The following is a 25,480-nucleotide window of genomic DNA, read 5'->3' as shown; positions in this document are numbered from 1 at the left end:
GGCCCGCCCCCTGCGGTGAAGGGAGCGGGCCACCGGCATGCCTGACGATCGATCAGGAGGAGAAGTAGCCGTTCTGATCGATGATCACATCGACGTCGCCGCCGCTGCCGTTGAAGAAGCTGTTCTGACCCCACTGGTCGACCGCGACCACCACGTGGTTCGGGATGGTCGTCCCCGCCGTCCAGTTGAGGTTGGAGGCGTTCGGCCGGTCGGTGCCGAACGGGTAGGCGGTCAGGAAGCCACTGGACTTGGTCCCGGTGACGGTGACGTTGAGCGAGACCGCGGTGTCGGGCTCGCCGGAGGTGGTGCGGACGCCGAGCGACTGGCCGGCCTTGACCGGTGCGGGCGGCATGGTGTCGCCGGACCCGCTGTCCTCCCACCCGGTGCGGGTGTCCACCAGTCGTCGCGGGGCGATCGCGTGGTAGAAGCCGGCGCTGTTCGGGCTGTAGTACCCGGCCAGGTCCGCGATTACGTCCACCGGACCGGCGGAGCCGGTGACGAAGGAGATCTTGCCGTCCTTGACCGGGACGGTGACCAGGTTCGGGATCACCTGCCCCTTGACCCAGTTGAGGTTGGAGGCGGTCGGGCGCTGGTCCCCGTGCGGATAGACCGTCAGGTACCCGCCGGAGGCCGCACCGGCCACCGTGACGTTCAGGGTGACGGCGGTGACGCCGGTGGCCGGGATGCCGTTCTTGCCGGTGACCTGGAGGTCGACCGGCTGACCGTTAGTCAGCGGCGCCTTGGCCGCGCCCTGGCCCTCTCGGGTGTCGAGCAGCCGGACCGGGGACTTGGCGGTGAAGGCGTTGCCCTGGGTGCTGTAGTAGCCCAGCAGGTCGGCGATCACGTGGGTGGTGCTGCCGCTGCCGTTGTAGAACGACACCTTGCCGTCCTTGACCTGCACCGTCACCAGGTTCGGGATGGTCTGCCCGGCCGTCCAGTTGAGGTTGGAGGCGGTCGGGCGCTGCTCGCCGTGCGGATAGACCGTCAGGTATCCGCCGCTGCCGGGCTCGGTCACGGTGACGTTCATGGTGACGGCGGTGACGCCGTCCGTGGGCACGCCGTTCAGCCCCGCCAGCGGAAGGTCGACCGTGCCGCCCGGCGCGACCGCGACGGACTGGCGGGTGTCCAGCACCCGGAGCGGACCGACGGCGGTGTACTTGGTGCCGAAGTTGTCCAACTCCCGGGCGCCCCGGTCGCGTCGGCCCGAACCGGTACCGGTGTCCGCCACCCACGGGTCGTCGACCGCCTTCTGCCCCCAGGAGTCCGTCGGGGTGGCGCCCGCCACGGTCTCGTCGGCGGAGTCCACCACCGGCGACTTCAACTGGCCGGAGTCGCCGCGCCAGGTGCTGAGTTCGACCGTGCCGATCGCGTCGTGACCGCCCTGGCCACTGGCTGTCGCGAAGCCCGCCACGGTGGCGTACGTGGTGCCGGCCCAGCTGTACGCGGGGCTGCCGTCGGCATCGTCGTAGGCGTTGTACGAGACCTGGGTGCCGGTGGTCGCGGTGGCGTCCACCCGCAGCCCGACGTACTTGGCGGAGTCGGCGCAGAGCGGGTTCGCGTGGTTCTCGGCCTCGGCGGTCGAGAGCACGTTGTTGGCGAGCACGGTGCCGGTGGCGGCACCGGTCAGCACGACGGCGTCCTGGCAGTGGCCGGAGACGGTGTTGCCGATGATCCGGGTGTCCTTGGCGCCGTCCACCACCAAGGTCCGGCGCATGCTGCTGCCGTTCATCTCGTTGGAGGCCAGCACCGTGCCCTCGACACCCGGTCCGACCATGACGAAGGTGCCCGGGCCGCCGGTGTTGCGGCTGCTGCTGACCGTCACGGACTTGCTGGCGCCGCCGATCCTGATCAGCGGGACGAAGTCGTTGTTGGCGATACCGTGGCTGTAGAGGTTGGTCCCGCTGATGCCGAAGTCGGTGACGCCGTCCAGCAGCACCACCTCCTCGGCGGCCTCCATCTGGAGGTCCTTGATCCGGATGTGCTGCACGTTCGCGGCCGCCACGGTGTGCGCGGCCCGGGCGCTGCTCACGCCGTCGGTCCCCACCACGGTGGGGTGCTGCCACTCGGTGATCCCGCCGCTGCCCTCGATGGTGATCGGCTTGTCGGCGGTCCCGGACCTGGTCAGGGTGATCTGCTCCGGGTAGTGCCCGGGAGCGATCTTGACGGTCTGTCCGGGCTGCACCTTGGCCACGGCGGCCCCGACGGTGCAGTACGGCCGGCTCTGGGCACCGGTGCCCGCGTCCGAACAGTTCGTCCCGGCCGCGTTGTTGACGTACAGCCACTCGCCCTCGGCCGTCGCGACGGCACCCCCGAGCGGTATCCCCAGCGCGCCGAGGGCAACCGCCCCGGCGAGGGCCACTATGCGTGTTCTGATGGTGTGCCTCCGAAGAATCGGCACCGCCGGCAGTCGGCACGGCGGAGCGGACCTCGGCCCCCGTTTGGCCGCGTGCGATAGTCGCACGGACCGAAAGCCGTGCGGATCATGTCACATGATCTTCGTCCGGCTCCAGGGGGATACCACCGCTCAACTGTCCCCGCTCCGGCGGACGATGACCCGCCAGACCACCTCCAGCAGCAGCCCCGCGATCGCCGCGATGCCGACCCCGACCCACGGGTCCCGGGTGCCGGCCAGCGAGAGCTGGAAGAAGTCCGACAGCCACGGCACCAGCAGCACCAGCGCGAACGCCCCGCCCATGGTGGCGATCAGCGCGATCCGCAGCCAGTTGTACGGGCGGGCCACGATCGCCAGCACCCACATCGCCACCAGGAACAGCGTCAGCGTCGCGACGCTGGTGTCCGCCTTGAGGTCGGTCGCGTGGTCGGACCTGGCCAGCATGTACGCGGTGAAGGTGGCGGTGCCCGCGATCGCGCCGCCCGGGACGGCGAGGCGGAGCACCCGGCGGACGAAGCCGGTCCTGGCCCGTTCGTTGTTCGGTGCCAGGGCCAGGAAGAAGGCCGGGATGCCGATGGTCAGTGCGCTCAGCACGGTGGAGTGCCGGGGCAGGAACGGGTACGGCACGTGGGTGATCACCACCAGCAGGGCCAGCAGTACCGAGTAGACCGTCTTCACCAGGAAGAGGTTGGCCACCCGTTCGATGTTGCCGATCACCCGGCGGCCCTCGGCGACCACCGAGGGCAGGGTGGCGAAGCTGTCGTTCAGCAGCACGATCTGGGCCACCGCCCGGGTCGCCTCGCTGCCGGAGCCCATCGCCACGCCGATGTCGGCGTCCTTGAGGGCGAGCACGTCGTTGACGCCGTCGCCGGTCATCGCCACGGTGTGGCCCCGGGACTGCATCGCGCCGACCAGTTCGCGTTTCTGCTGCGGCGTCACCCGCCCGAACACGGTGGTCCGTTCGGCGACCTCGGCCAGTTCCGCCGGGTCGGTGGGCAGGGTCCGGGCGTCCAAGGGCAGTTCGGCGCCCGGCAGTCCGAGGTGGGCGGCGACCGCGCCGACCGAGACCGCGCTGTCGCCGGAGATCACCTTGGCCTCGACCTGCTGACCCTCGAAGTACCGCAGGGTGTCCGCGGCGTCCTCGCGCAGCCGTTGCTGGAGCACCAGCAGGGCCAGCGGCTGGAGGTCGGCGGCCGGGTCCGGGGCGTCGAGCGGCTGCGGGGTCCGGCCGAGCAGCAGGACCCGCAGGCCGCGGGAGCCGAGCTCGTCCACCTCGGCCAGCGCCGGGTGGCCGGCCGGGAGCAGGACGTCCGGGGCGCCGAGCAGCCAGCTGGCCTCGGTGCCGGCCGGTTCCAGCAGCTGTACGCCGCTCCACTTCCGGGCCGAGGAGAACGGCATCGCCTCCAGCACCCGCCAGCGCTCACCGTCCGCGTGGCCGTCGCCGTAGGCGTCGATCACCGCCTGCATGCTGGGGTTGGGCCGGGAGTCGGCGCCGCCCATCGCGCCGAGCGCCTGTTGCAGCACCTGTCGGTCGGCGAGCACGTGGTTGGCCAGCGGGGCGTCCGGCCGCAGGTGGCCGTCGGCGCTCCCACCGTCGGCGCCCCCGCCGTCCCGGGTGGCCAGCGGGCGGAGCTCGACCAGGTCCATGCCGCCCTCGGTGAGGGTGCCGGTCTTGTCCAGGCAGACGGTGTCCACCCGGGCCAGGCCCTCGATCGCGGGCAGCTCCTGCACCAGGCACTGCTTGCGGCCGAGCCGGACCACGCCGATCGCGAAGGCCACCGAGGTGAGCAGCACCAGGCCCTCGGGCACCATCGGCACGATGCCGGCCACCATCCGGCGGACCGCCTCGCGCCAGTCGTTCCGCTCCACCGCGAGCTGACTGATGATCAGGCCGATCGCGGTCGGGATCAGCAGCCAGGTGATGAACTTCAGGATCGCGTCGATGCCGCTCCGCAGTTCCGACCTGACCAGGGTGAACCGGCTGGCCTCCTCGGCGAGCTGCGCGGCGTACGCGGCCCGGCCGACCTTGGTGGCGGTGAACGCGCCGGCCCCGGCGACCACGAAGCTGCCGGACATCACCTGGTCGCCGGGCTGCTTGAGCACCGGGTCCGGTTCGCCGGTGAGCAGCGACTCGTCGATCTCCAGGTTGTCCGCCTCGGTGACCTTGCCGTCCACGATCACCTTGTCGCCGATGCCGAGCAGCACGGTGTCGTCGAGCACGATGCCGGCCACCGCGACCTGCTGCTCGGTGCCGTCCCGGCGGACCTGCGGCTTGGCCTCGCCGATCAGCGCCAGGCCGTCCAGGGTCTTCTTGGCGCGCAGCTCCTGGATGATGCCGATCGCCGTGTTGGCGACGATGACCAGGCCGAACAGCCCGTCCTGGAGCGGTCCGACCACCAGGATGATGCCGAACATGACGCCGATGATCGCGTTGAACCGGGTGAACACGTTGGCCCGGACGATCTCGCGGGTCGACCGGCTGGAGCGGACGGGTACGTCGTTCACCTCGCCGCGGGCCACCCGTTCGGCGACCTCGGCGGCGGTCAGGCCGCCCGGGCGCCCGTGGTCCTCCTGCCGGGGGCGGCGGGCGGCGGGCGGGTCGTCGCCGGGCTCGGTCGCCGTGTTCTCCGCAGGGTGAGTCATGGGACCGACTCTAGGTGGGCGATTTGCGCAGTGCGCCCTACCTTGGTCCGATTCAGTCCAACCGAGTGGCGGGGCTCTCGGCCGCCGCCTCTTCCTTGCTGCGGCGGATCGCGTCCCGGCGGGCCCGGCAGTACCAGAGGCCGATCAGTCCGAGCGCGGCTCCGACCAGGCAGATCCACGGCCAGCTGCCGTGGCCGCTCCGCTCCAGGCTGCCCTTGAACGGGATCAGCACCAGGAAGCCGACGAACCAGAGCACCGTGCCGCCGCCGACGATCGCCACGTCGTTCGCTTCCAGCGGTGGGGGAGAGGGGCGCAGTGCGGTCTTGGCCATGGGGCCCAGCCTACGGGGCGGGGTGGTCGGGACCGTAGTGGTGGGCCGGGTCGCGTGATCGAATCTGACCGTAATGGGCTCTTTCTACGCGCGAAGATAGCGCGTGCACGACCGGGGAATCCATACTGAGAATCCGCTACGGCCCTGGTGCGATCCCCAACTGCCCGGCCGTCGCCCGGCAGCCCCGGCCAGTGACGCTCCGGGTCTCCGCCCTCCTCACCTCCCCCACATCTGACGAGGACGCGAATGTCTCCGCTGGCCCAGCCGACCGCAAAGTCGCCCGAGCCCTCCCAGGCCGCCCCGCAGCCGTCCAGCCCGCTGGACCGGTTCTTCAAGATCTCCGAGCGTGGTTCCACGCTCGCCCGTGAGGTCCGCGGCGGTGTCGCCACGTTCTTCACGATGGCGTACATCCTGGTGCTCAACCCGATCATCCTGGCCAGTGCGGTCGACATGAACGGCACCCACCTGAGCAGTGCTCAGCTGGTCACCGCGACCGCCCTGACGGCCGGTCTGACCACGCTGCTGATGGGCGTGATCGGCAACGTACCGATCGGCCTGGCGGCCGGCCTCGGCGTCAACACCATCGTCGCGCTCCAGCTCGCCCCCCGGATGACCTGGCAGGACGCCATGGGCATGGTGGTGCTGGCCGGCTTCGCGATCATGATCCTGGTGGCCACCGGGCTCCGCGAGCGGGTGATGAACGCGGTGCCGCTCGGCCTGCGCAAGGCGATCGCGATCGGCATCGGCCTCTTCATCTGCCTGGTCGGCCTGGTCGACGCGGGCTTCGTCAGCCGGATCCCGGACGCCGCGCACACCACCGTCCCGCTCCAGCTCGGCTCGGACGGCCACCTGAACGGCTGGCCGGTGCTGATCTTCATCCTGGGCCTGCTGCTCACCCTGGCCCTGATGATCCGCAAGGTCCCCGGCGCGATCCTGATCAGCATCGCCGCGATGACCGCCGTCGCGGTCCTGGTCGACCAGGCCGCCAGCGTCCCGGCGGCCTCCTGGGGCCTGACCGTGCCGGAGTGGCCTGGCAACCCGGTGGCCGCTCCCGACTTCGGTCTGGTCGGTCAGGTCAGCCTGTTCGGCGGCTTCGGCAAGGTCGGCCTGCTGACCGGCTGCCTGTTCGTCTTCACCGTGCTGATGTCCTGCTTCTTCGACGCGATGGGCACCATCCTCGGCGTCGCCGACGAGGCCCACCTGCTGGACGAGAAGGGCGACCTGCCCAACATCAACAAGATCCTGATGGTCGACGGCATCGCCACCGCCGCGGGCGGCGCGACCTCCTCCTCCGCCAACACCTGCTTCGTCGAGTCCACCGCGGGCGTCGGCGAGGGCGCCAGGACCGGCTTCGCCTCGATCGTCACCGGCGCGCTCTTCCTGGTCGCGCTCTTCCTCACCCCGCTCGCCACCATGGTCCCGGCCCAGGCCGCCACCCCGGCCCTGGTCACCGTCGGCTTCCTGATCCTGGCCAACTCGATCCGGGACATCGACTGGTCCGACTACACGATCGCCGTGCCGGCCTTCCTGACCATGGTCCTGATGCCGTTCAGCTACAGCATCACCAACGGCATCGGCTTCGGCTTCATCACCTTCTGCGTGCTGCGCCTCGCGGCCGGCCGCGGCCGCACCGTCCCAGTCGCGCTCTACGCGGTCGCCGCGGTCTTCGCCTTCTACTACCTGATGCCGGCCCTCGGCCTCGGCTGACCGGACCCGCGTCACCAGGAGCCCTCCCGCGCACCGCGTGGGAGGGCTCCGTGCGTTCCCGGAGGGTGTTTGGGAGGGGTGTTGTAGAGGTCCCAGGGGTGGCCGTTCGAATGGGCATGGACATGTTTGGATGATGCTCGCCCGGGGCTCGGGGCGGGGCTGAGCAGGGTGTGAACGGGGGGAGTTCGCGGTACTGCTGACCTGCCGTCGGAGGGCACATGCGCATTCTGCTGATCGCCAGCGCTTTCAACAGCCTGACCCAGCGCGTCCACGTGGAGCTGCGCGAGCGCGGCCACACGCTCGGGGTCGAACTCGCCCTGGGGGACGAGGCGGTACGGGCCGGGGTGGCCCGGTTCCAGCCGGATCTGATTCTGGCGCCGATGTTGACCCGGGCGGTTCCGGAGGACGTCTGGCAGCGGTATCCGGTGCTGATCGTGCACCCGGGGCCGAAGGGTGACCGGGGGCCCTCCTCGCTGGACTGGGCGATCCACCAGGGTGCGGCCGAGTGGGGCGTGACGGTGCTGCAGGCGGTGGCGGAGATGGACGCCGGGCCGATCTGGGCCTCGGTGCCGTTCACCGTCCGGGCCGGCGGGAAGAGCGAGTTGTACCGGAACGAGGTCGCGGACGCGGCGGCCGAGGCGGTGCTGCTGGCGGTCGAGCGGTTCGAGAGCGGCTGGTACGCGCCCGAGCCGCTGGACTACTCGCAGTGGGACGTCACCGGGCAGCTCCGCCCGTACCACGCGCAGGAGTTCCGGCGGATCGACTGGGCGGTGGACGACACCGCGACGGTGCTGCGCAAGTTGCGGGCGGCGGACAGCCAGCCCGGGGTGCTGGACACCCTGCTGGGCCGCGAGTACTTCCTGCACGGCGGCTGCGCCGAGGACGAACTGCGCGGCAGGCCGGGGGAGTTGATCGCCAGCCGGGACGGTGCGGTGTGCCGGGCCACGGTGGACGGCGCGGTCTGGATCCCGCAGCTGCGGCCACGCCGGGAGGCGGGTGGGCCGCCGGCCTTCAAGCTGCCCGCGGCCCGGGTGCTCGGGCCCGCGCTGGTGCTGGCCGGGGTGCCGGAGGTGCCGGTCACGCCTGCGGCGGCGGCCGGGCGGCAGACCTGGTCGGAGATCCGGTACCGGGAGGCGGGGGAGGTCGGCTACCTCGAATTCGCCTTCCCCGGTGGGGCGATGAGCACGGCGCAGTGCCGTCGGCTGCTGGCCGCGTACCGGGCGGCGGTGGCCCGGCCGACCTCGGTGCTGGTGCTCGGCCCCGCGCGGGACTTCTTCTCCAACGGCATCCACCTGAACGTGATCGAGGCGGCGGCCGATCCGGCCGAGGAGTCCTGGGCGAACATCAACGCGATGGACGACCTGGTCGAGGCGATCCTGACCAGCACCGACAAGTACGTGGTGGCGGCGCTGGCCGGGAACGCGGCGGCCGGCGGGCTGATGCTCTCGCTGGCCGCGGACGAGGTCTGGTGCCGGTCCTCGGCGGTGCTCAACCCGCACTACCGGCTGATGGGGCTGTACGGCTCCGAGTACTGGACGTACACGCTGCCGCGCAGGGTCGGCGCCGAGCAGGCCGAGCGGCTGACCGCTGCCGCGCTGCCGGTGGGTGCCAGGGAGGCGCTGGCGCTCGGCCTGGTGGACCGGGTCTCCGGCGGGGACTCGACCGCGTTCCGGGGCTGGGTGCAGGAGCAGGCCGAACTGGTCACCAGGTCGGGTGAGTTGGCGGCGCGGCTGCTGGCGAAGAAGCGGCAGCGGGCCGACGATGAGGCGGTCAAGCCGCTGGCGGCGTACCGGGGCGAGGAGTTGACCCGGATGCGGCACAACTTCCTGGACCCCGGCGAGAGTTACCACCAGCTGCGGCGGGCCTTCGTGCACAAGAGCTGCCCGGCCGAGACCCCGGCGCACCTGCGCGGCTGACGGAGCGGACATGAAAGGGCCCCCGCCGGGCAGCGGCGGGGGCCCTCTCGCGTCCGGTCAACGGGTCCGGACGGTCAGGGGGGCGGCCGGGCCGAGGAAGACCGAGGAGCGCCCGGCCTCCTTGCTCGGGGCCACGGCGAACGCCAGCGCGCTGGAGAACACGTAGGTGCCGAGGCCGACCGCGAGCGGGAAGACGAACTGCAGCCCGATCACCCCGGGGGGTGTGCTGCGGACCGCCGAGAGCTGGACGCTGATCGCGGTCATGCCGGTGTAGTGCATCGCGCAGACCGCGATCCCCATCACCGGCGCGGCGGCCAGGACGGCCGCGGTGCCCTGGATGTTCAGCGCGGCCCAGAGCGCGGCGGTCGCCGCGAAGATCGCGATGCCGACCGAGGCGGCCACGATGGGGAGGTCGTACGAGATGCTGCCGGAGATCCGCATCGCGGCCATGCCCAGGTAGTGCATGGCGGCCACGCCGACCCCGGTGGCCACGCCGCCGGCCAGCAGCGAGCCGACCGGGTGGTTGCTGTAGCCGACGGTGAAGATGCCCGCGCCGACCACCACGATGGCGACCACCAGGCTGAGCACGGTGAGCGGGACGTTGTAGCGGATCTCGGCGCCGCGGACCGCGAAGCCGAGCATCGCGATGAAGTGCATGCTCCAGATCCCGACGCCGAGCGAGACCGAGGCGAAGGCGAGCCAGTTCCGTCTGGTCCGGCCCTCGGTGAGCAGCGCCCAGCGGGTGCTGCGGAGGGCGAGCAGGGCACCGAGGCAGGCGGCCAAGTACGAGATCGCCGGGGTGGCCCAACCGTGGACGGCGTGGTCGATGTGACCCAAGAAGACTCCCTGGACGGGGGCGGGGAGCACTGTGCCGGCGTGCTGTGTTCCTGACAATCTGGAGGCTAACGGCGGGTCAGGTTCGGGGCAACCCTGGGGGATTTGGTGAACTCCCAGCTCAGGGTGGGTCCTTCACGAGTAGGACAAAGGCTGGGCACGAAGTCCTGACGGGATGTCCAGGGATCCCGGCGACCGGCGGGTATGCGTTTTTATTAGCGAGAGTAATGAGATAGGCTAATGACTATGCCCGAGATGTCCGAGGAGGACCTCGCAGCGGTCAGCCAGCTGCGTTCGTCCGCCATGCGCCTTTCCCGCCGGTTGCGACACCAGCGGGTCGAGGAGTCGTTGAGCCCCACCGAGATCGGGGTGCTCGGCACCCTCGGCAGGTGCGGCCGAGCCACCCCTGGCGAGCTCGCCAGGAAGGAGCACGTCCAGCCGCCGTCGATGACCCGGATCATCGCGATGCTGGAGGAGAAGGGCCTGGTACGGCGCGAGCCGCACCCGGACGACCGCCGACAGGTGGTGGTCAGCGCCACCGAGCAGGCGGAGGCGATCCTCGCGGAGAGCCGCCGCAAGCGGAACGCCTGGCTGGCCGAACTGGCCCAGGGGCTGACCGAGGAGGAGTGGGCGGTACTCAAGGAGGCCGCACCCGTCCTCTACAAGCTGGCCCATCTCTAGGACGCGGTCGAAGGACGTCGGGACCGGAAGAAGGAGTACCGCATCACCGCAACACGCAACCGAGCAACCAGCAGCGCCACCACGGTCGCCACCGTGGTCGCGCTTCGAGGGGAGAGCACCGTGACACCGCCGGCCGCCGCCAGCGCCGCCATCCGTACCGACGACTCCACGACCGAATCGGCAGCGACCACCGCTGCCCCCGCCGACAGCCTGGCGCCGACCCCCGTGGGTCTGCCCGGCAGCGGCGACGACGACCCCGACGAACGCACCGCGGCGGCACCGACCGCCGCGTCCGCCCCGACCCGGCAGACACCGGGAGGGGACGGCCCCACGGGGGCCCGCTTCACCCGGCCCGGCGGGATGTTCTCCTCCCTGCGGGTCCGTAACTACCGCTACTACTTCGCCGGTCAGGTGGTCTCCAACACCGGCACCTGGATGCAGCGGATCGCCCAGGACTGGCTGGTGCTCAGCCTGACCGGCAGCCCGCTCGCGGTCGGCATCACCACCGCGATGCAGTTCCTCCCGATGCTGCTGCTCGGCCTCTGGGGCGGCGTACTGGCCGACCGGCTGCCCAAGCGGCGGCTGCTGATCGCCACCCAGGGCGCGATGGGCCTGCTGGCCGTCGGCCTCGCGGTGCTCACCGTCTCCGGCGCGGTCACCGCCGGGTACGTCTACGTCTTCGCGCTGCTGCTCGGCCTGGTCACGGTGGTGGACAACCCCACCCGGCAGGCCTTCGTCAGTGAGATGGTGCCCGCCAAGGACCTGGCCAACGCGGTCAGCCTGAACGCCGCCAACTTCCAGACCGCCCGGCTGATCGGCCCGGCGGTGGCCGGTCTGCTGATCGCCGCGGTCGGCAGCGGCTGGGCCTTCGCGGTCAACGCACTGTCCTTCGCCGCCGTGATCGGCGGCCTGCTGGCGATGCGCACCAGCGAGCTGCGCCCGACCGAGCCGGTGACCCGGCAGAGCGGCCAACTCCGGGAGGGGCTCCGGTATGTGAAGGAGCGTCCGGAGCTGCTCTGGCCGATGGTGCTGGCCGGTTTCATCGGCACCTTCGGGTTCAACTTCCCGACCCTGCTGGCGGGTTTCGCCTCTGACACCTTCCACGTCGGTGCCGGGCAGTACGGCCTGCTGAACACCGCGATGGCGGTCGGTTCGCTGGCCGGCGCGCTGCTCGCCGCCCGGCGCGGGGTGCCCCGGCTGCGCCGGCTGGTCGGCGCGGCGCTGGTCTTCGGCGCGCTGGAGGTGCTGGCCGCCTTCGCCCCCGGGTACTGGTCGTTCGCGCTGCTGCTGACCTTGATCGGGGTCTTCGGGCTGACCTTCAACACCTCGGTCAACTCGATGATCCAGCTGTCCACCGACCCGGAGATGCGCGGCCGGGTGAGCGGGCTGCTGGTGCTGGTCTTCACCGGCGGCACGCCGGTCGGCGCCCCGGTGGTCGGCTGGGTCACCGACGTGTACGGGCCCCGGCTCGGCCTGCTGGCCTGCGGCGCGGTCTCCGCGCTGGCCGCCCTGGTGGTCGGCCTGGTGCTGGCCAGGTCCGCCGACCTCAAGGTCCGGGTCGACCTGCACCGGGGCTCCCGGGTGGTGGCCTTCGTGCCGCGCACCCCGGTCCGCAGCCGCGAGCTGGCCACCGCCTGCTGACCGCCGGCGGGGGATCATGGAGTCATGAGGCTCTTCGTGGCGGTGAACCCGCCGGTGGCAGCGGTACAGGAACTGGCCGACGCGGTGGCGCCGTTGCGCGAGCTGCCCGGGGCGGAGCGGCTGCGCTGGAGCGGGGTCGACGGGTGGCACCTGACGCTCGCCTTCCTGGGGGAGGTGCCGGTGACCGAGCTGCCGGGGCTGACCGGGCTGCTGGAGCGGGTGGCCGGGGAGCACGGGGCGCACCTGCTGCGGCTGGCCGGGGGTGGGTGCTTCGGTGACCGGGTGCTCTGGGCCGGAGTGGACGGCGAGGTCTGGGCGCTGAAGCGGCTGGCCGAGGCGGTGCGCGAGGGTGTCAACGAACTCGGCGTCGAGACCGACCAGTTCGGCTTCCATCCGCATCTGACGCTGGCTCGCGCGGGCTCCTCGCAGGGCCGCCGCCGGGCCGCCCGGCGGACCGACGCGGGCGACCTGCAGTCGCTGGCCGGGGCGCTGGACGGTTTCCGGGGCGGTGAGTGGCAGGCCGGTGAGCTCTGTCTGATGCGCAGTGAGCAGGGCTTCGGCCCGTCCCGCTACACGGTGCTGGAGCGCCTGCCGCTGGCGGACTGGAGTGCCTGACCCCTGGTCAGGACACCCGTACGGGCGGGGGAGCCCCCGCCCGTACGGGGATCAGACCGGCTGCGGCTCCAGGTCTCGGTTGATCCGGCGCCAGCCCCGGGTGGAGACGGTGTTGGGGTGCTCCTCGCCGAACAGGCGGAGGAGCTCGGACAGGGCGTGCTCGCGGAGTTCGGCGGCCTGGGCGGGATTGGACTTGCGCAGGGTGACCGCGAGGTTGGACTCGCAGGCGATGGCGTCCGGGTGGGCGGGGCCGTACCGGTTGCACAGTCCGGCGTAGGCGGCCCGCTCCAACTCCTCGGCCTTGGCGGGCAGTCCGCCGTCGCCGTAGGCGTTGGCCAGGTTGATCATCGCGTTCAGGGTGAACGGGTGGTCGGGGCCGAGCACCGCCCGGAGGTTCTGCACGGTGTGCGTGCCGCGCCGGATCGCCGCGTCCACGTCGCCGCTGCCGCGCAGGTAGATGCCGAGGTTGTTCTCGCAGGCCAGGGTGAACGGGTGCTCGTCGCCGAACAGCCGCTGGTGCCCCTCGTAGACGGTGGTCGCCAGGTCCCGGGCGGCCTCCTTGTCGCCGGAGGCGCTGTGGTCGGCCGCCAGGTTGAGCGCGCAGGCCAGGGTCTCCGCCGCATCGGCGCCGACCCGGTCCAGGTAGCGCTCGTAGGTCTGCATGGTGAGCTGCCTGGCCTCCCGCAGGTGGCCGTCCCGACGCAGCGACACCGCAAGGGACTTGGCGTTGCGCAGGTTCTCCGGCAGATCGGCCTGGAGCACCCCGGCGAGCTCCTCGGTGACCTCCCTGAGCAGCTCGATCGAGCCCTTGTAGTCGCCGATCTCGCGCAGGTCGCGGGCCAGGTTGGACTTGCTGGAGAGGGTGTACGGGTGCTTCGGGCCGAGCACCGCGAGCCGCCGGTCGAAGGTGTCCTGGTCCAGGTCGCGGGCGGCCTCGCTGTCGCCGACCAGGCGGTAGTCGATCGCCAGGTTGTTGGCGATCGACAGGGTGCGGGCGTTCTCCTCGCCGAACAGCTCGCGGAACTGACCGTACGTCTCCAGGTCCAGTTCCAGGGCGTCCTGGAACCGGCCGAGCGCCCGCAGGTCGGCGCCGAGCGAACCCGCCGTCATCAGGGTGTACGGGTTGTGCTCGCCCAGCAGCGCCTTCTGGCCGGCCAGGGTGCGCTCGTCGAGCGCCCGGGCCTCGGCGAAACTGCCCTGCGAGCGCAGCACGTTGCCGCGCTGGAAGTTGAGGCTGAGCACCTGGCGGCGCAGGTGCCTGGCCTCGCCGTCGTCCCGCTCGCCGGCCAGCCGGGCGGTCCAGGTGGCGTCCAGCTGCTCGGCCAGCAGCCGGGCCCGGTCCAGGTCGGTGCGCTTCCACAGGTAGCGGACCCGGTCGATCAGCAGCTCGCGGGTCTCCCGCTCGTCGCAGTCCTGCGCCCTGGACGGGGCCAGGTGCGGCCAGATCCGTTCGAACCGGGGCCAGTTGGCCGGGTTGTCGGTGTCGCCGAGGGTCGGCCTGGCGCCGACCAGGATGCGGTGCACCTCGTGCATCGCGGCCTCCCGGGCCGCGTCGTCCATCTCGGAGCGGACCACCGCCTGCACCAGCCGGTGCACCTGGAAGCTGTTGCTGCCCGCGTCCACCTTGGCCAGCGCGTACCGGCCGACCGCCTGGATCACCTTGCCCAGCATGAAGGTGTCGCTGAGGTCCTCGTCGTACCTGACCAGCGACTTGATCATCTGGTCGCTGTAGAACAGGTCCATCGAGATCGGCTCCGGCGCGAAGAACGCGCAGAGCTGCAACAGCCGTACGGCGGCGGGCGATTGCTCGCGCAGCCGGGCGATCGAGACGTTCCAGGTCGCGCCGACCGGCGTCGGGTAGTCGGCCGGGCGGCCGACCGCGAGTGCCCGGGTGGCCTCCTGCTGGAGCTGCAGGACGTAGGTGTCCACCGGGGTCCGGGTGGTGTCCAGCCAGGCGGCCGCCACCTCGACCGCCAGTGGCAGGTCGCCGACCGCCTCGGCCACCCGGTCGGCGTCCGCCCGGGACAGGCCCCTGGTGCGGCGGCACAGGTGCTCGACGCTCTCGCCGCGGGTGAAGACGTCCACCCCGAGCACGCCGGCCTGGCCGGACCAGGCCTGGTTCCGCGAGGTGACCAGGATGTGCCCGGATCCGCCGGGGAAGAACCGGCGGATCTCGCCCGGCTCGTCGGCGTTGTCGAAGATCAGCAGCCAGCGCGAGGTCGGGTTGCCCCGGCGCAGCGCCTCTCTGGCCGCCTCGGCGGACTCGTTGACGCTGTCGCCGACCCGCAGCCCGAGCCGGCCCGCGAGCTCGGCCAGCGCGGTCGGGATCAGCTCGGTCTGCTCGGCGTCGATCCACCACACCAGGTCGTAGTGCGACATGTAGCGGTGCGCGTACTCCAGCGCCAGCTGGGTCTTGCCGACGCCGCCGAGCCCGTACAGCGTCTGCGGGGTCGGCAGCACCACCATCGGGCCGCCGACCAGCTGCTCGCGCAGCTCCTCCAGCACCTTGGCCCGGCCGGTGAAGGACGGGTTGCGCTGCGGCACCGACCAGAACGAGGGCTTGGTGCCGGGGAAGCGCGGGATCTGCACCTCGGCGTCGATCTCGGCGTCGGCCCGGCCGAGCGCGCGGAGCAGGATCGCGGCGGCCTGGGTCTCGTCCCGGCCGACCAGGTCGACCGGGTTGCGGCTGACGAACGGCGCGTTCAGCCGGACGTCGCTGACCCGGACCGGGACGATCTGCCGACGGCTGCCGGAGGGGTCGAAGCCGCCCATCGAGTCCCACAGCGCGCGGGCCTGAGGGGCCCTCAGATAGGCGCCGGAGAGCACCGCGACGGTCCGGTACGCGGCGTCGATGCCGCGCTCGGTCTCCGCCCGGGAGTCCGCCCCGGCGCCGATGTCCCGGGGCACCACCCGGAACCCGGCGCTCTCCAGCACGGCGGCGATCCAGTCCGCCCAGATCCGGTCCTCCGGCACGAAGGAGAGGTAGAGGTCGGCGGGCACGGTCGGCCGCCGCCGGGTGTACGCCTCCACCCAGTGCAGCCGGACGTCCTCGTCCAGCGGCGGCAGCGCGGTGACCCGGCCCTTGGTCAGCACCGAGGTGAGCCGCTCGCAGGCGGCCAGCATCGAGGTCGGGGTGCCGGTCTGGTCTCCGAAGGTGGCGAGGATCTCCTCGTAGGCGTAGAACGGCCGGTACGGGATCTCCACCGAGCCCCAGTAGTGGGCGAGTTCCTCCTCGACCAGTCCCTCGGGCAGCCCGGAGAACCGTAGCCGGGCCAGCGCCCGGCCGGCGTCGGCCTTCTCCTTCTCGCCCTCGTCGATCCGCATCGGCACCGGCAGGATGCGGATCGCCCGCTCCCGGTACCGGTCGTTGATGTGCTGGGCGATCTTCGAGGCGCCCTCGATGCTCTGGTCGCTCAGGGTGAAGCAGACCACCAGGTCGTCCGGCATCTGCACGGTGCAGATCTCGGCGATGTCGGACAGGCCGGTCCGGCTGTCGATCAGGATGTAGTCGTACCGGCGGCTCATGTCCCGCTTCAGGGCGTCGAAGAACTGCCCGCCGTCGAACCGGTCGTAGAAGAGGTCCCAGTCGAGCCGCCCGACCACCTCGGAGTAGTCCCGGTTCAGCTGCCCGGCGGAGAGGAAGTCCAGACTGCCGCCGGGCGGGAACCCGGGCCAGGAGAGCGAGAGCGCGTGCGGGTGGACCCGGGCGAAGTCCTGGTGCCAGCCCGGCGGGTGCTCGACCTCGCGGAGCGCCTCCTCCCGGTAGTCGGTGATCAGGTCCATCATCCCGGTGGTGCCCGCCAGCGCGCCCTGGTCGAGGAAGGGCCGGAAGAACTTGGCCAGGCCCGGTGCCTCCAGGTCCCAGTCCACGGTGAGCACCCGGAAGCCGTTGGCGGCCAGGATCCAGGCGGTGTTGGCCAGCGCCATGGTGCGGCCGGTACCGCCCTTGTAGGAGTAGAAGGTCACCACCCGGCCCTGGCGGTCCTCGTTGGCCTGCGGCTCGGCGTCCTCCACCGGGTCGGCCATCCGGAGCTTCCTGGTCGGCTTGTCGGTCATAGCTCTCCTCCCCCGAAGGCGATCCCCGGGGGAGAATCGTCCTCCTCGTGATAGCGCGGCTGGTCGCTGTCCCGGTCGTCCCGGAGCCAGGGCCGTCGGACCTGCGGCTCGTCCCTGGTGCCCGGCGGATTCTCGAAGGCCCGGCGCAGGCTCGGCCTGGCGCTGCCCGAACTGCCGGTCCCTTCGGGCTGGTTGCTCTGACCCGTCGGTGGTCTGGAACTCTCCTCGAAGGCGTACTTGGCCCGCATCACCGCCCGGGGCAGCGCGGCCTCGAACTCCTCCAGGGTGCCCAGCTCGGTCGGGGTGCCGTGGAAGCTGGGCCTGCTGTCGCGGTGCTGGGCCCGCAGCGTACGGGCGCTCAGCTCGGTCAGCTCCCCGTCGTCGGCCACGCAGTCCGGGTCGGCGCTGTTCCACGGCTCCAGCACGCTCACCCAGGACGGGTTGCGCCGGTCGAAGTCCACCACCGCCTCCCGCCGGGTCTCGTCCCGCAGCGCCCAGCGGTCCAGCAGCAGCAGCCCGGGCGCGGTCGGCGGGCCCTCGGCGAGGATCGCCTCGGCCTCGTCCTCGTACGCGTGCACGCTCGGCTCGAACCCCAACTGCCGTGCCACCCTGGCCGCGTGGTCGGCCAGCGGCCGGGCCGAGGTGGGCTGGTACGGGCGCCAGTCGGTGGGCTTCGGCCCGTAGTAGTCCGGATTCCGGCCCTCCGGCAGCTCGGTCCGCGGGTAGGAGAGCACCGAGATCCGCAACTGCCGGGTGCGCGGCGTCGGGAAGGCGCTCGGCTGGGCCTGGAAGTCCAGCGGCCGCCCCGGCGGGATCACCGTGCTGGCCGCCACGTCCACGATCCGCTCGGCCAGCCGGTGCACGGCCAGCTCGTACGCCCGGCGGAAGTAGCCGAGCCGCATCAGTGCGTACAGGCCCTCGGCCTCGTAGTCGGGGCCGAAACCCCGGTGGTTGAACTGGAGTTGACGGGCCACCTCGGGCAGCTGATGGTCACTCATCGGGATCCACAGCACCGGCACGATGCCGGTCGGCCGCTCGGTGCTCTGCCGCTCCGGGAAGACCGGCCGCTGGACGAACGAGTGCCACTCCTGGCCGCAGGCCACGCTGGTGAAGTAGCGCGGCGAGTAGAGCGGCACGAAGACCCGGCAGCTGGCCAGCTCCTGGGACAGCCGCTCGGCCCACAACTGGCCCTGGTGCATGGACTGGTCCATGAAACCGACCGGCGCTCCGCCGCGCAGGTCGGTCAGGTGCAGCACCTCGTCACAGAGATCGTTGAAGAGGCGGTTGACCCACTGGTTGGGATCACCGGCCCCACCGGTGCGGGATCTCGGCACGTGCGCGTAACTGAGAAAGAAGTACGGACGCTCCGCGCTCTCGTCCCACCCGCCAGGGTCGTCGTCGCCGTACACACGCGCCTCCCCCGAGACTTTCCGGTGTGTTGGTGGTGCACCGTCTCAGACGTAGCCGGGGTGTGCTCAGTTCCCAGCCGCGTCTTTCCCCCACAGAGGGCCTTCAGTGTAGGAACGTCAGGTTCACGAATGGAATAGGGCGTTGTCCCGGAGGAACTTGTCGGCCACGTCCACCCCGTCCGCGATGTCCATCACGAAGCAGTCCGCCGCACCCAGCCGCCCCCGGCGCAGGCTGGCCATTTCGCTCAGCACGCCGGTCATCGGCTCGAAGTGTTCGTCCCGCAGGTGCACCGCGTCGAACGACTGCCAGCTGCCGTTCGGCAGCACGCAGCTGTAGGTCTGGATCGGTGGATCGGGCTGCCGGTACTCCGCCAGGTGCAGCGCCGTGCAGCACCAGACCGGTACGCCGATCAGCAGCGCCCGGGCCCGGCCGGCGTAGAGGCGGCCGATCGGGGAGGTCTCGCCGAGGTGGGATTCGAGCGGGTGACCGTCAGTCAGTTCGGCGGCGAGGCGGCCGATCGCGGCGAACGAGGTCTGCGGGTGGTGGCTGCGGCGGGCGCCCGGGGTCTGCCGCAGCACTTCGGAGAAGTGGCCGAGAATGCGTGACGTCGGGGTGGTGTCCGGGTCGAAGGGGGGGCGCGAATCCCAGTACGCCTGCTTCTGTTGGTCCGTCATCCCGTCGGTGGGGGCGAGGGAGAGGCGGGAGGTGTTGGAGTTCTCGGGGGTCGCGGTGTAGGCGACGACGGTGCCTTGCTCTCCGAGGACGCGTTGGAGCGCCTTGAGCAGGGTGGCGGGGCCGCCGGCGATCGGGCCGACGGCGCGGAGGGAGGACTGCACGAGCAGGGTTTCGCCCTCCTGGATGCCCAGGGACCGCAGGTCGTGCTCCAGTTGGTTGATGCTGATCACCGGTGCGGTCTCCCTTGAGTCAGAGCGAAAGTGCCTGACCGCCTACGCACGGATCACGTTTTCCGAGGTCGGCGTCGCCCCGCGGCGGAGCCGCTCATCAGCAGAGCCCCGAGCCCCTGGGTGGTCGATGGTGGAGCGCATGATCTCGGTGAAGCGGGTGCCCAGCGGGGTCAGGGAGCCTGATTCGGCCAGGGTTTCGATGGCGGTGGCCGTGTGGGTGTGCCAGGTGGTGTGCTGGGTGCGGGCGTGGGTGGCGGCGGGGCTGTCGAGGCCGGCGTAGGCGTGGACGCGGGTGGCCCAGAACTCGGTGACGGCGAGGTGGGCGTAGGTGCCCTGGAGCAGGCCCTCCAGGGGGCGCGGGTCGGGGCGCCAGGGGGCGTGGAAGAGGCGGTCGTCGGCCGGGTCGTAGAGGTCGTGGAAGTCCAGCACGGCGCCGAGCTTGACGTGGTTGAACTCGTGCGCCAGCAGCAGGGCCAGGATCGGGGCGGTGCCGGGCCGGGCGATGCCGACCGCGCCGAAGGCCTGCCGGGCCGCCGCGCTGACGTCCCGTCCGGCGGGGCCGGGGCGGAGCGGGGTGACGGTGGAGAGCCCGGCCCGCAGGCCGGCCGCGTGCTCGGGCAGGTCGCGGCCGAGCAGCTCCCAGGCCTCCCGCAGGCTGCCCGTCCAGGCCAGCAGTTCGCCGTCGGTCAGCCGGTCGGTGACCGGCCACTGGTGGCTGTCGCGCTGCGGGTCGGTGTCCTCCAGGGCGAGCGTCCAGCCGGGCAGCGCGACCCGGCGGACCGGCTGCCAGGCGCCGCCGCCGGGATCGTCCCAGCCCACCGTGACGTCGCGGACGGTGAAGCCGTCCGGGGTGCCGCGCAGCACCGCCTCGCCCGCGCCGCCGACCTCGACCCGGCCCAGCGTCGGCAGGTGCACCGCACCGCCGCGGACCGGGACCGGCAGCTCGAACTCCCGTCTGGCCCGGAGCGCCGCCGCGGCCGCCAGCTCGGCGAAGCCGCCCAGGTCGGCCCCGGGGTCGCGGTCCAGGCAGCGCACCGCCCAGGCCCGGACGTACGGGTGGCCGAGGGCGGCGTCCAGCGCGTCCGGCGCGGTGGTGTCCAACTCGGCCAGCAGCGACCAGGGTTCCGGGGCGGCGGCCGAGAGGGCGGCCAGCATCCGTCTGGTCAGCCCGAGTTGGGCCGAAGCCAGGGCCCGGACGGTGGCGGCGCTGCCGTGACCGGTGGCCAGCTCGGCCAACTGGGCCTCGGTGAGCGCCCCTTCGGACGGGCCCGGCTGGGCCGGGACGGTGGTCGCGGGGGCGACCCGGTCCCGGATGGTGGTGATCAGCTTCATCAGATCCCCGCAGAAGACGGAGGGGTTGTCGAATCCACGGCCGCTCCGGTACCGGTGCGCGTACAGGCCGCCGCCGCAGGAGCGGACCACCGGACAGGACCGGCAGTCCGCGCTCAGTCCGGCCAGGCCGGACTGACGTTCCATCATGCCCGGGTGCCCGGCCACCTCGTCCAGGGTGTGCGCGAAGACGTCGAAGCCGGTCTCGGGTGCGCCGTCGTACGCCGTCTTGAGGCTGTCCGCCTGCTCCAGCGTGCCGTCGGTCTCCACCACGACCAGGTCGGCCGGGTCGAGGCCGAGCGACTCGGTCAGGCTGGAGCGGCCGCGCAGGGTGCGGTGCACCGAGTCGAAGATCCGGACCGGCACCGGGCGGCCCTGCGCCGTCCAGCGCCGGTGGATGGCCAGCAGCCAGTCGGCGTACGGGGCGGGCCCCGCACCGGAGGGACGTTTCGGCGGATCGTCCCAGGTGGCGTGCGGGAGCAGGAAGTCGATCCGGGGCGGGGCGAGTTCGACCAGCGCGTCGTAGACGGCGACCGGGTCGTTCTCGACGTCCATGGTGCAGAGCAGCCCGGCGTACAGGTGCCGGTAGGCGGGGCGGCGGAGCAGCTCGACGGCGGCCAGCACCTTGGCGTGGCTGCTGCGGCCGTCGGCGTACCTGCGGTGCCGGTCGTTGGCCGCCCGGTCGCCGTCCAGCGAGATGCCGACCTTGATGTCCAGCTCGGCGAACAGGTCGCAGAACCGCTCGGACAGCTGGACGCCGTTGGTGTGGATGCGCAGGTCGAGCGCGCAGCCCGGGGGGAGGGCGGCGCGCAGCAGCTCGGCGGCCCGGCGCAGCACGGCGGGGCCCGCGAGCAGCGGCTCCCCGCCGTGCAGCACCACGTGGACGGCCGTCAGCCGGTGGGCCAGGGCATGCTCCGCGATGCGGTCGGCGGTCGCCGCGAGGACGCGCTCCGAGACGGTGCGCGGCTTGCCACGCCAACTGGTGTCGGCGTGCTCGTACACGTAGCAGTGATCACAGGACAGGTCACAGCGGCTGTGCACCTTGAGGACGAACTGCGAGAACGGCGCGGGGGGACGGGACATGACGGGGCGTCGGCTGCGCGGCGACCGTCAGATGGAGGAGTTGAAGGCCGCCACGGCGACCTGGCCGCTCTCCTGGCCGGGCAGCGCCCGGTGCAGCTCGGCGGTGAGGTGATCGGTGCCCAGAGCGGCGAGGGCGGCGAGCGAGGCCCGTGGGGCGGGCTGCTCGACGGAGTCGCGGTCTGCAGGCCGGGTGGCGAGTGCGGTGACCATTGCAGTCTCGTTTCTGCGGTTGAAGCGCGGGGAAACGGGGTAACCCGGAGTCACTTGCACCGGCTTCGGGCCCGCCCGACTACCGCCGAGTGTCCCGGACGCGCCTACGTACCGCCCGCCAAATGGCCATAAATCCATCAGTTCGTGCGAGTTGCCACTACTGCGATTGACGTAGGGTCAGCTGCGCACGCCCGGGGTACGACTAGGGGCAGAGCCGCTCGACCCGCCAGCCGTTGCCCTCGGCCAGGTAGCGCAGTCGGTCGTGCAGGCGGTTCTCCCGGCCCTGCCAGAACTCCACGGTCTCCGGGACCACCCGGTAGCCGCCCCAGAACGGCGGCACGGGGACGCCCTCGCCCTCCGGGTAGCGCCGCTCCAGCTCCGCGTACCGCTGCTCCAGCACCTCCCGGCTGCTCACCGGGCTGGACTGCTCGCTGGCCCAGGCGCCCAGCTGGGAGCCGTGCGGGCGGGTGCGGAAGTAGGCGGCGGTCTCGTCCCGGCCGACCTTCTCGACCCGGCCGTTGACCACCACCTGGCGGGAGATCGAGATCCACGGAAAGAGCAGCGAGGCCCAGGGATTGACGGCGAGTTCGCTGCCCTTGCGGGAGCCGTAGTTGGTGAAGAAGACGAAGCCGCGCCGGTCGTAGCCCTTCAGCAGCACGGTTCGCGAGCTGGGCCGGCCCTGCTCGTCGGCGGTGCTGAGCACCATCGCGTTGGGCTCGGTCACCCCGGCGTCCACCGCCTGGTGGAACCACTCGGTGAACTGGGCGACCGGCTCGGCCGCGAGCTGCTTCTCGGCCAGGCCCTCGTGCTGGTAATGCTTGCGCATCACGCTCGGGTCCGGGGTGGGCCGGGCCTCGGTGGGCGTGGCCGGAGGGGTCGGGTGACGATCCGCGGTAGGCACGGCAACATCATCCCGTACGACAAGCGTCGGATACCGCTACGTCCAGGCAAACCCGGGTGGGAGATAAGGTGTCTCGCCACCGCCCCACCCGCCGCCGGGCAGGGGATTGCCCGGGTTCGTCCGGAACATCCCGCTACGGTCCGCCAATGCCGCCGGACCCGTGACTGACCGGCCGGGGCGGCCGCCGGGAAACATCACCGTGGTGGTGTCTGGCGCAATGCACTCCGTGCCTGTCAGTCTGACACCGAGTGCCAACACACCATCGGTCACCGGCGTCGCCCGCCCCACCAGCGGCGGCCCGCCGGAATCGGAACACTGAAGGAGCCGTCATGTCCGACTTCGTACCCGGGCTCGAGGGAGTCGTCGCGTTCGAGAGCGAGATCGCCGAACCCGACCGGGAGGGCGGCGCGCTCCGCTACCGCGGCGTGGACATCGACGACCTGGTCGGGCACGTCTCGTTCGGGCACGTCTGGGGCCTGCTCGTGGACGGCAAGTTCAACCCGGGCCTGCCCGCCGCCGAGCCGTTCCCGATCCCGGTGCACTCCGGTGACATCCGGGTCGACGTGCAGTCCGCGCTCGCCATGCTTGCCCCGGTCTGGGGCCTCAAGCCGCTGCTCGACATCTCCGCCGAGGAGGCCCGCGACAACCTCGCCAGGGCCGCGGTGATGGCGCTCTCGTACGTGGCGCAGTCCGCCCGTGGCCAGGGCCGCCCGATGGTCCCGCAGAGCGAGATCGACAAGGCCGAGACCGTGGTCGAGCGGTTCATGATCCGCTGGCGCGGCGAGCCGGACCCGAAGCACGTCAAGGCGATCGACGCGTACTGGACCTCCGCCGCCGAGCACGGCATGAACGCCTCCACCTTCACCGCCCGCGTCATCGCCTCCACCGGCGCCGACGTGGCGGCCGCGCTCTCCGGCGCGGTCGGCGCGATGTCGGGCCCGCTGCACGGCGGCGCCCCGTCCCGGGTGCTCGGCATGATCGAGGAGATCGAGCGGACCGGCGACGCCGCCGCGTACGTCCGCAAGGCGCTCGACAACGGCGAGCGGCTGATGGGCTTCGGCCACCGCGTCTACCGCGCCGAGGACCCGCGCGCCCGCGTGCTGCGCCGCACCGCCAAGGAGCTCGGCGCCCCGCGCTTCGAGATCGCCGAGGCGCTGGAGAAGGCCGCGCTGGAGGAGCTGCACAACCGCCGCCCCGACCGGGTGCTGGCCACCAACGTGGAGTTCTGGGCCGCGATCATGCTGGACTTCGCCGAGGTCCCGGCGCACATGTTCACCTCGATGTTCACCTGCGCCCGGACGGCCGGCTGGTCCGCCCACATCCTGGAGCAGAAGCGCACCGGCCGGCTGGTCCGGCCGGCCGCGCGCTACATCGGTCCGGCCGCGCGCCGCCCGCAGGACATCGAGGGCTTCGAGTCGATCGCGCACTGACGTCGCGTCACTCTTTCGAGCGGGTCCGGGGCAGTCGCCCCGGACCCGCTCGACACCTGCTCTGAGCGGGGAAGATCACATCTCAGCGTGCGGACGGGCGCTGCGAGTTCGGCACCCCGGGCAGTAGGCTGCCGCCGTGGCTAAGATCCAGATCCCCGCTGACATCAAGCCCGCAGACGGCCGTTTCGGCTGCGGTCCGTCCAAGGTGCGCCCCGAGGCACTGAGTGCCCTCGCCGCCACCGGCACCTCGCTGCTGGGTACTTCGCACCGGCAGGCCCCGGTCAAGAACGTGGTCAAGCGCGTCCGCGAGGGCGTCGCCGACCTGTTCTCGCTGCCCGAGGGCTACGAAGTGGTGCTCGGCAACGGTGGCTCCACCGCGTTCTGGGACATCGCCGCCTTCGGGCTGGTGCGCGAGAAGTCCCAGCACCTCAACTTCGGTGAGTTCTCGTCCAAGTTCGCGTCGTCGGTCAAGGCCGCGCCGTGGCTGGGCGAGCCCTCGGTGATCAAGTCGGAGCCGGGCACCCACCCGCTCCCGGTCGCCGAGGCGGGCGTGGACGTCTACGCCCTCACCCACAACGAGACCTCCACCGGTGTCGCGATGCCGATCCGCCGTCCGGCGGGCGGCGACGAGGGCTCGCTGGTGCTGGTCGACGCCACCTCGGGCGCCGGCGGCCTGCCGGTCGACATCACCGAGACGGACGTCTACTACTTCGCGCCGCAGAAGTCCTTCGCGTCGGAGGGTGGCCTCTGGCTGGCGACCTTCTCGCCCGCCGCGCTGGAGCGTGCCGCGTCGATCGCCGCGTCGGGCCGGTACATCCCGCCGTTCTTCGACCTGCCGACCGCGATCGACAACTCCTCGAAGGACCAGACCTACAACACCCCGTCGATCGCGACGCTCTTCCTGCTGGCCGAGCAGCTGGAGTGGCTGAACGGCCAGGGCGGCCTGGACTGGGCCGTCGCGCGGACCGCCGACTCCTCGGCGCGGCTGTACGGCTGGGCCGAGAAGTCCTCCTACGCCCGGCCGTTCGTGGCCAAGGCCGAGGAGCGCTCGCAGGTGGTCGGCACGATCGACTTCGACGACTCGATCGACGCCGCCGAGATCGCCAAGGCGCTGCGGGCCAACGGGATCGTGGACACCGAGCCGTACCGCAAGCTCGGCCGCAACCAGCTCCGGGTCGCGATGTTCCCGGCCATCGAGCCGGCGGACGTCGAGGCGCTCACCGCTTGCATCGACTACGTGGTCGAGCAGCTCTGATCGGGTAGCACGGGCCAGGGGCTCGGGGAACTGCGACGAGATCTGGCGTGCGGGGCAAAAGGCGAAAGTGCCTGGCCATGCACGCGGGTGTGACCTTTTTCGAGGTCGGCGTCGCAGTTCCCCGAGCCCCTGCGTGTGCCA

General features: G+C 71.8%; 17 protein-coding genes. 7 read left to right on the top strand and 10 right to left on the bottom strand.

Annotation, left to right across the window (positions count from 1 at the left end; translation table 11 throughout):
* Positions 1 to 52: 52 nt before the first annotated feature.
* The 3 genes from F4556_RS38200 to F4556_RS14980 all read right to left on the bottom strand — a co-directional run bounded on the left by F4556_RS38200 (position 53) and on the right by F4556_RS14980 (position 5,366).
* Entirely contained in the window at positions 53 to 2,359 is a 2,307-nt protein-coding gene (locus F4556_RS38200) for a right-handed parallel beta-helix repeat-containing protein (protein ID WP_184915468.1), read from the bottom strand.
* A 165-nt stretch (positions 2,360 to 2,524) separates the two neighbouring features.
* Positions 2,525 to 5,035: an HAD-IC family P-type ATPase gene (locus tag F4556_RS14985; RefSeq protein ID WP_184915466.1), complete on the bottom strand. Its 2,511-nt coding sequence runs from the start codon at positions 5,033 to 5,035 to the stop codon at positions 2,525 to 2,527.
* A gap of 52 nt (positions 5,036 to 5,087) precedes the next feature.
* Complete coding sequence (locus tag F4556_RS14980; protein WP_184915464.1) at positions 5,088 to 5,366, bottom strand: DUF2530 domain-containing protein; 279 nt, start codon at positions 5,364 to 5,366, stop codon at positions 5,088 to 5,090.
* 246 nt (positions 5,367 to 5,612) lie between these two features.
* On the opposite strand from F4556_RS14980, the gene F4556_RS14975 reads away from it, so the two are divergent.
* Positions 5,613 to 7,073: an NCS2 family permease gene (locus tag F4556_RS14975; RefSeq protein ID WP_184915462.1), complete on the top strand. Its 1,461-nt coding sequence runs from the start codon at positions 5,613 to 5,615 to the stop codon at positions 7,071 to 7,073.
* Between the two features lie 218 nt (positions 7,074 to 7,291).
* The gene (locus F4556_RS14970; protein WP_184915460.1) at positions 7,292 to 8,989 is read left to right on the top strand and encodes a hydrogenase maturation protein; all 1,698 of its coding nucleotides are present in this window, start codon (positions 7,292 to 7,294) and stop codon (positions 8,987 to 8,989) included.
* Positions 8,990 to 9,046: 57 nt separating this feature from the next.
* Here the strand turns inward: F4556_RS14970 and F4556_RS14965 are convergent, their stop codons facing one another.
* On the bottom strand, positions 9,047 to 9,826 hold the full coding sequence (locus F4556_RS14965) for an MHYT domain-containing protein (RefSeq protein WP_184915458.1): 780 nt from the start codon (positions 9,824 to 9,826) through the stop codon (positions 9,047 to 9,049).
* A 237-nt stretch (positions 9,827 to 10,063) separates the two neighbouring features.
* Between F4556_RS14965 and F4556_RS14960 the strand changes: the two genes are divergently transcribed.
* The 3 genes from F4556_RS14960 (at position 10,064) to thpR (ending at position 12,760) form a co-directional block, all read left to right on the top strand.
* Complete coding sequence (locus F4556_RS14960; protein ID WP_376775702.1) at positions 10,064 to 10,504, top strand: MarR family winged helix-turn-helix transcriptional regulator; 441 nt, start codon at positions 10,064 to 10,066, stop codon at positions 10,502 to 10,504.
* Positions 10,505 to 10,624: 120 nt separating this feature from the next.
* Positions 10,625 to 12,145 (top strand): MFS transporter, encoded by a 1,521-nt coding sequence (locus F4556_RS14955; RefSeq protein WP_313068312.1) that lies wholly within the window; start codon positions 10,625 to 10,627, stop codon positions 12,143 to 12,145.
* Between the two features lie 24 nt (positions 12,146 to 12,169).
* Positions 12,170 to 12,760: an RNA 2',3'-cyclic phosphodiesterase gene (thpR, locus tag F4556_RS14950; RefSeq protein ID WP_184915452.1), complete on the top strand. Its 591-nt coding sequence runs from the start codon at positions 12,170 to 12,172 to the stop codon at positions 12,758 to 12,760.
* A gap of 51 nt (positions 12,761 to 12,811) precedes the next feature.
* Here thpR and fxsT read toward each other — a convergent pair whose 3' ends face one another.
* The 6 genes from fxsT to pdxH all read right to left on the bottom strand — a co-directional run bounded on the left by fxsT (position 12,812) and on the right by pdxH (position 22,654).
* Complete coding sequence (gene fxsT, locus F4556_RS14945) at positions 12,812 to 16,816, bottom strand: FxSxx-COOH system tetratricopeptide repeat protein (protein WP_184915449.1); 4,005 nt, start codon at positions 16,814 to 16,816, stop codon at positions 12,812 to 12,814.
* Positions 16,813 to 18,225 carry a TIR-like protein FxsC gene (locus F4556_RS39445; protein ID WP_184915446.1) on the bottom strand — a complete coding sequence of 471 codons (1,413 nt, stop codon included), beginning with the start codon at positions 18,223 to 18,225 and terminating at the stop codon, positions 16,813 to 16,815. Before F4556_RS39445 ends, fxsT begins: the two co-directional genes overlap by 4 nt.
* Before the next feature lie 123 nt (positions 18,226 to 18,348).
* Positions 18,349 to 19,131: an AAC(3) family N-acetyltransferase gene (locus tag F4556_RS14935; protein WP_184915444.1), complete on the bottom strand. Its 783-nt coding sequence runs from the start codon at positions 19,129 to 19,131 to the stop codon at positions 18,349 to 18,351.
* A gap of 42 nt (positions 19,132 to 19,173) precedes the next feature.
* Complete coding sequence (locus tag F4556_RS14930; protein WP_184915441.1) at positions 19,174 to 21,543, bottom strand: FxsB family cyclophane-forming radical SAM/SPASM peptide maturase; 2,370 nt, start codon at positions 21,541 to 21,543, stop codon at positions 19,174 to 19,176.
* A gap of 27 nt (positions 21,544 to 21,570) precedes the next feature.
* Positions 21,571 to 21,753 (bottom strand): FxSxx-COOH cyclophane-containing RiPP peptide, encoded by a 183-nt coding sequence (fxsA, locus tag F4556_RS14925; RefSeq protein WP_184915438.1) that lies wholly within the window; start codon positions 21,751 to 21,753, stop codon positions 21,571 to 21,573.
* Positions 21,754 to 21,955: 202 nt separating this feature from the next.
* Positions 21,956 to 22,654, bottom strand: a complete 699-nt coding sequence (pdxH, locus tag F4556_RS14920) for a pyridoxamine 5'-phosphate oxidase (protein ID WP_376775701.1) — start codon at positions 22,652 to 22,654, stop codon at positions 21,956 to 21,958.
* Positions 22,655 to 22,983: 329 nt separating this feature from the next.
* On the opposite strand from pdxH, the gene F4556_RS14915 reads away from it, so the two are divergent.
* Entirely contained in the window at positions 22,984 to 24,084 is a 1,101-nt protein-coding gene (locus F4556_RS14915) for a citrate synthase 2 (protein ID WP_184915435.1), read from the top strand.
* Between the two features lie 136 nt (positions 24,085 to 24,220).
* Positions 24,221 to 25,339: a phosphoserine transaminase gene (gene serC, locus F4556_RS14910; RefSeq protein ID WP_184915432.1), complete on the top strand. Its 1,119-nt coding sequence runs from the start codon at positions 24,221 to 24,223 to the stop codon at positions 25,337 to 25,339.
* Positions 25,340 to 25,480: the final 141 nt, after the last annotated feature.

The organism is Kitasatospora gansuensis (assembly GCF_014203705.1).
In the GTDB taxonomy this organism is placed as follows: Bacteria; Actinomycetota; Actinomycetes; order Streptomycetales; family Streptomycetaceae; genus Kitasatospora; species Kitasatospora gansuensis.
Note: the sequence above shows the minus strand (reverse complement) of the source record. Positions and strands in the feature narration are given on the sequence as shown.